At 42.8% G+C, this 6,099-nt stretch carries 5 protein-coding genes and 1 pseudogene; 3 read left to right on the top strand and 3 right to left on the bottom strand.

Features of this window, described 5'->3' with window-relative positions; genetic code table 11:
* Window positions 1-175 precede the first annotated feature (175 nt).
* Window positions 176-1,063: a LysR substrate-binding domain-containing protein gene (locus Q4519_RS09890; RefSeq protein ID WP_303511880.1), complete on the bottom strand. Its 888-nt coding sequence runs from the start codon at window positions 1,061-1,063 to the stop codon at window positions 176-178.
* A 175-nt stretch (window positions 1,064-1,238) separates the two neighbouring features.
* Between Q4519_RS09890 and Q4519_RS09895 the strand changes: the two genes are divergently transcribed.
* On the top strand, window positions 1,239-2,765 hold the full coding sequence (locus Q4519_RS09895) for a DUF3360 family protein (protein ID WP_303511881.1): 1,527 nt from the start codon (window positions 1,239-1,241) through the stop codon (window positions 2,763-2,765).
* A gap of 271 nt (window positions 2,766-3,036) precedes the next feature.
* Here Q4519_RS09895 and Q4519_RS09900 read toward each other — a convergent pair whose 3' ends face one another.
* Entirely contained in the window at window positions 3,037-3,591 is a 555-nt protein-coding gene (locus tag Q4519_RS09900; protein ID WP_303511882.1) for a TetR/AcrR family transcriptional regulator, read from the bottom strand.
* 146 nt (window positions 3,592-3,737) lie between these two features.
* Here Q4519_RS09900 and Q4519_RS09905 point away from each other — a divergent pair, with 146 nt between their 5' ends.
* Window positions 3,738-4,373: a glutathione S-transferase family protein gene (locus Q4519_RS09905; RefSeq protein ID WP_303511884.1), complete on the top strand. Its 636-nt coding sequence runs from the start codon at window positions 3,738-3,740 to the stop codon at window positions 4,371-4,373.
* Window positions 4,374-4,629: 256 nt separating this feature from the next.
* Window positions 4,630-5,730 (top strand): hypothetical protein, encoded by a 1,101-nt coding sequence (locus tag Q4519_RS09910; RefSeq protein WP_303511885.1) that lies wholly within the window; start codon window positions 4,630-4,632, stop codon window positions 5,728-5,730.
* Window positions 5,731-5,859: 129 nt separating this feature from the next.
* Here Q4519_RS09910 and Q4519_RS09915 read toward each other — a convergent pair.
* Window positions 5,860-6,099: pseudogene (locus Q4519_RS09915) on the bottom strand (IS66 family transposase); the annotation flags it as partial.

Below are 6,099 nucleotides of genomic sequence, written 5' to 3' on the forward strand. Positions count from 1 at the left end.
AACCTTATGTTAAAGATTTAAGTAAGCGAGTTTAATATCTAGCTGCACGCCATTGCAGCTAGTGCCTAACGTTATGATTATGCTGTTAGCCTAGCTCTATCCAACAGTGCCGTGGTTTTGGCTTGTTGACAGCGCCATATTTTAAGGGGTAAGCGAAGGTTTTTGCGCTTAATTATCATCTAATTAATCGTTTAGCTTCCTTAATCAGGCAGTCTCGTAGTGCATGATCGTTCATATCTTTATGCCAAATAAAAGAAAAGTGGCGTTTTAGGCTTAAGCCCTTAATATTCAATTTTTGCAGCATACCTTGCTTAATGCCAGCAGCACAGCTGCGTGCAGGTAGACAGCTAATATATTCACCAGAAGCAATCAGGGCGATTAGTGTTGGAATGTGGTCATATTCTTTACTGACGTCAAGGTGCTCAAGTTTGCTAAAGATAGCGGCATCAAATACATCTCGAGTGCCAGAGCCGGGCTCTCTCAAAACCCATTTACTGGCTTCTAATTGACTAAATGACACTTCATCTTGGCGCGCATAAGGGTGAGACGCAGCAGCCACGATGATCAGTTCATCATCACACCAAAGTTCTTGATTGATTTTACTGTCGTCGCAACGTCCTTCGATCACACCTAAATCAATATTAAAGCTGCGCACATCTTGAATGATTTGTTGGCTGTTTTTTACTTGAAGCTTAACTTGAATTTGCGGGAAGTTGCTGTCGAGGTTACTAATCAATTTAGGGATTAAGCTTTCAGCTACGGTTTGGCTAGCACTAAGTTGTAACTTACCGCTTAAGGAATGCTTAGCATTCAGGCCCATTTCGATTTGATGCACATCTTGCAACAGTGCTTTCGCTCTGGGTCTGAGCCATAGCCCCCACGAATTCAGCACGAGGCGCTTACCTTGACGATCAAACAGATGCGTACCAACCTGTTGCTCAAGTTGTTGTAGTGACATGCTGGCGGCAGATTGACTGATGGCAATACGGGCAGCAGCCGCACTGACACTGCCGGTATCAGCAATGGCATCAAAGATAGCAATTTGTTTCAGAGAAAATTTCATATAAGAAAAAATGATAAAGTAAATAAGTAAAACTGGTTTAACTAATTTACCTCGTCTCCTTAGTCTCTCTAGTCATAGAACATCGGCATTGCAAAGGATTTTGCAGCGAATTGGCAACATACTTTAATTCGTAACCGATAGTACAGTTTTTTATCTTGAAATACTCGAGGACGTTATGACTGATACAGCAAAACAGGACGCTGCTGCAGAGGGCACATATCAGGAACGGCATAAACCGGCTTCTGAATTTGCTTCACGCTCAGATTACTTAGATCATGAATTACAAATAATGAAGCCACGCCGCTGGGGCTTAAATCTTCCGGGCCGTGATTTTCGCTTTGAATGGGAAGACTTAGTTCCCGCCATTGCCGGCACTATCGGTATTACGGTGATGTACTCAGCAGTAATGCAGGCTTGGGCCGCAGGCCTGACGGAAAAATGGGACCACGTAAACCTAGGTGCCGACTTTGCTATCGCCGTTGTACGTGTAGAAATGCTGATCCCAGCCTTACTGTTTTGTATTATCAGTTCAGGTTTTATTAACCCGAAAGCTAACCTTGCCGGTAACCACGGTCCAATGATTCCGTTAATCGGCGCTATCGCGTTAGCGGGTGCTCACCCATTAGCGTTAGCTATATTATTAGGGGTGTTTGGCTTAATTCTCGCTTACTTTAAAGGCGGCTCGAAACTGGTTAACCTCACCAGTGACGGGGTTGCCGGTGGTCTGCTGGTGTTCCTTGGTTTCATGGGCGCGAAAAGCCAAATAACCTCCTTATTTGATTGGTCTGGTGGTTTGCAAAGCAGCCACGCTTTGGATTACAGCTTAAGCCATGTTGCCTTTATCATATTAGCCTTAAATGTTGTTTTATATGCTTATTTGGCTCGTATCGGTAAGCGTTGGCTAGCTATTCCTTTGTGTTCTATTGCTGCTATTGCCATCGCCTTTGCTTTGGGTGCAGGTTTAGATCTTAAATTTGTGACTGAGCCTGGTTTACCAAACTTAAGCCCAGTTTACTGGTGGGGCTCAACTGAAACAGGTTGGCAGTTAGGCTTACCTAATCTAGAGCACTTTATTGCGTCATTACCATTTGCCATCTTAGCTGTTGCAATGTGGTCACCTGATTTCTTAGGTCACCGTATCTTCCAAGAGCTGAACTACCCGAAAAAGACTGAAGAAGTATTAATGGATGTTGATGACACCATGACCACTTGTTCTGTACGCCAAATGATTGGTACTGCACTAGGGGGTGGTAACATTACATCAAGCTGGGGTACTTACATGATCCCTGCCGCGATTGCGAAGCGTCCCATTCCAGCTGGTGCCATCCTACTGGGTGCATTATGTATCATAGTGGCAGTATTGGGCTACCCAATGGATGTAACGGTATGGCGTCCAGTGATGTCAATTGCATTACTAGTAGGTGTGTTCTTACCGCTACTAGAGGCGGGCATGCAAATGGTTAAAGACTCTAAGAGCAGTCAATCAGCAGGTATTTGTATCTTCGCTGCCTTTGTTGCTAACCCTGTGTTTGCGTGGGCACTGACTATGTTGCTAGACAACAATGGCCTGATTGGTGATAAGGACCGTGCTAAGACGTTATCGGTTTCTGACCGTATTATCGTGCCAGGCCTTGCCTTTGTAATCTGTACATTAGCAATGGCGGCTGTAGGTATGCTACCAGGTATTCCTAAGCTAATTTAATTGCCTAACTAGCCTCTAATTAGGCCATCCAATAGATAAAATTTAAAACCTTGGCCTGCTGGTCAAGGTTTTTTATTTGTTACTTAGTTACGAACCCTGTCTATCGACCGACAAAAATACCCCTCTAGGTCAATAAAGTAGTAATTTAATTACCTTGCTTTACTTATTAGTCTTATCAGTTTTTTTGATTTACTATCGGTTTATTATGTTTATAAATTATTCATATACTTAAAGTCGACAAGAGCTGGATTTCGAGCAGGGACTGTTTTCTTCATTTAATTATTTCAAGTGCTCGCAGTGCATTGCAATAAGCGGCATCGAGTATATTTTGTGCTTGCGGTGCTGATGCTGTTGAGCGAGCTAAGGCAACGCCACCGATCATCGTTATGGCAGCCTGCAACACCTTAGTTTCGTCGATACCAGAGTGAAGACTAAGCCGAGCCACAAACCCATCTAACACCTTGCCATAACTTTGTTTCGCCGCTTCTTCTTGCAGACCAATATCTGATATTAAGAAAGCCAGTGGGCAGGGATCTTCAGTTGCAATAACATGCTCCATTGATAGGTAACGGCGGATCAAGTCGGGCAAGGACAGACTCTTTTGCTGGCGGTTTTGTCCAGCTTGGCGTGCGGCGAAAACAATCGCTTCACTATACAAAGCTTGTTTTGAATTAAAATGGTGATAAAAAGCGCCGCGCGTAAGCTGTGCGTCTTTCATTACATCATCAATGGAAACTTGCTTATAACCTTGCGTGGTAAACAGTTTGCCCGCACTAGACAAAATGCGTTGTCGTGTTTGCTCTTTATGGGTTTGCTGCCATGCCATAGTGCCTCCTGAATTCTATTGCGGTGATTACAATGCCACACCTTAAAAATATGTTCTTGAACATATTGTCACAACTTTTACTCTGATGAAGATGAAAGGTGCATCGGCATCTATTCTTAACCCAACGTTTAGGATAAGGAAAACCAATGAGTCAGGTAATAATTTATGGCGACCAACGCAGTAATTTCGTGCGCAGTGTAGAGCTTGTATGCCGCTTAAAAGAAATCGACTATCAAATCGGTTATAAAAACCAGCAGCAAGAAATAGAATGGAAAAGTGCTGCGCATTTTAGACTGCATCCGTTTGGCCGTATGCCTATTTTATTTGAGCAAGACTTTGTGTTGGCGGAAAGCTTAGCAATTTGTCGCTATCTTGCTAAAAAATCACAAGGTGAAGTGCTATTAGACACAGATCCAAAGCAACAAGCTAAGCAAGACATGTGGGCAACCTTGGCTGTGGGTGATATCGACAGGGCTATTATTAGGCGTTATCTACTCGAATTTGTAAATATGCATGGCTTAGTGGAAAACCCGAATCTATCACGTATGGCAAGTCGCAAACCGGATGCGGAACAAGCCGTTAAGGTGGTGGAGCATCAGCTGACGCAACAAGGGTTTATTGCTTCAGAATACTTTAGTATTGCCGATGCGTTGCTAGTACCAACATTACAATACGCAACGCGCTTACCAACAGAATTAAGCCTGATTACACCTGACAGTGCGATCCATCCCTATATTGAAAAAGTACGGGCTCTATCTAGTTTTTCAGAGGTACTTATCTAAATCATAACGTGATCGATATCTTGTTTTTATGCTTTATATCAAGATGGCGACTTTAACTAAATTAGCGATATTATTCATTATAATAAAACACGCAAATGACAATGGTTTTATGATCTGTTGTCATTTTGTTAAACGTGGCACTTCATGCTGTTTTGTAACATTTACATTATTACCGTTCGTCGCATTAATCAGTTTTTTGTCAGATTTTGCTTAAAATATGTGCTTATAAATATTTTAAATCTATATGGGCAACGCAATGGCGAAGAAAATGCTCACTCCTGGGCAAAAGCGAAAACGTCTAATAAAATTGGTTATTGCTGTCGCGGCATTGCTCGCAATAGCAATGGGTGTTTATCAGCAAGGTCAAACATTAAAACAACATCAATCTTTCTATCTGCACCATGAAACGGCACAAGGCAATATTACTGATCTGTATCTAGATGTCGAAGAGTACCATGGGCGAAAAGGCCGAATAAAAACACGTGATGTGTATTTTGTGCGTTATGATTTTTTAGTTGGCGACCAGCTTTTTTTTGGTGAGTTGCAAATAGAGCCGGAGCAATACACCGAGCTCGCCGGTAAAAAGCAATTAGAGGTTTGGTATCAAGCAGGTAGACCTGATATTAATACGACTGAATTCAAGCTAGCCAGCGAAATTGCAAAAGAAACATTGGGACACAGAGCGTTAAATGTGGCTTTAATTGTTGTGCCAATTGCAGTGCTGCTGAATTACATACTCGCTTTAATTTTCGCGCGCGAACCTAAAGGCTATTTACCTGAAGGTTTTTATACTGAGAACAGTTGGCTAGACGTTGAAGATGGTTACCTAGTGGTATACAACAGTGACCACTTATCTTCTTTATCCATTCATAAAAAACACATCGATGATGTACAGCACTTGTATCAACAAGGGGGCTCTTGGCAGCAAATTTTGACCTCGGCCCACGGTAAACTGAAGGAAATACCGTTTGATGATATTATCCGAGTGAGAAGTGATCATTACAGTGATGTATTTACTGTGGAATACGGCGCTGAACAGTCTGCCACCCTTGAATTCTTAAATCCAACCGTAAAAGCTCATGCCTTGGCGCAATTAGAGCGTCACCTACCGCAGCGATTGATTTTAAATACGCACAATTTCAGTCGCTTTCGTTCTGCGCGAAACAGCTTGTTAATGTTGGGAATTTTGGCTTTGTTATTGTTCTTTGTAAGTAACCTTTGGCTCACCGCATTGGTTGGCTTAGGTTTATTGTGGACTGTAAAGCGTACGATAAGCCGATTGATAGACCCAACCGTCAGAAGCCTGTGGATGGATCTTAAAACGAATCGCCAGAATACCCAGTCAGCTTCGCAGTAGTTGCTTAATCAATTAACAGCCAGCTGAAAAGTTGGCTGCTAATCTTGCTTCAACCATCACATAATCCGACTCAAATCACCGTAGGGAAATATTCCCAATCACTGTAACCTTTCACCAACCCCAGCTTGACTAATCCGATATCAACCCAAACACATCTGGGTATTCACCCTTTTTCATCACTGCGGTGACTATCGTTTCAATCATTTTGAGCGCATTTAAGCCCCGCTTCTTGCTCGTTTCTATCACTGATAGCAAGCGTGAACGGAACTTATCGCCACGATCTGAGTTTGTACCGTAGCAAATTTTACGCATGATAACGCTGCCGCGCAGGCACCGCTCGGCTTCATTGTTTGTCAGCGGCGTACCGCG

It is taken from the genome of Motilimonas sp. 1_MG-2023 (assembly GCF_030547455.1).
Lineage (GTDB): Bacteria > Pseudomonadota > Gammaproteobacteria > Enterobacterales > CBDFNC01 > Motilimonas.

Excerpts from the sequence above, each read along its gene's own strand:
- Q4519_RS09890 (WP_303511880.1), bottom strand. The coding sequence starts at position 1,063 with ATGAAATTTTCTCTGAAACAAATTGCTATCTTTGATGCCATTGCTGAT.
- Q4519_RS09895 (WP_303511881.1), top strand. The coding sequence starts at position 1,239 with ATGACTGATACAGCAAAACAGGACGCTGCTGCAGAGGGCACATATCAG.
- Q4519_RS09900 (WP_303511882.1), bottom strand. The coding sequence starts at position 3,591 with ATGGCATGGCAGCAAACCCATAAAGAGCAAACACGACAACGCATTTTG.
- Q4519_RS09905 (WP_303511884.1), top strand. The coding sequence starts at position 3,738 with ATGAGTCAGGTAATAATTTATGGCGACCAACGCAGTAATTTCGTGCGC.
- Q4519_RS09910 (WP_303511885.1), top strand. The coding sequence starts at position 4,630 with ATGGCGAAGAAAATGCTCACTCCTGGGCAAAAGCGAAAACGTCTAATA.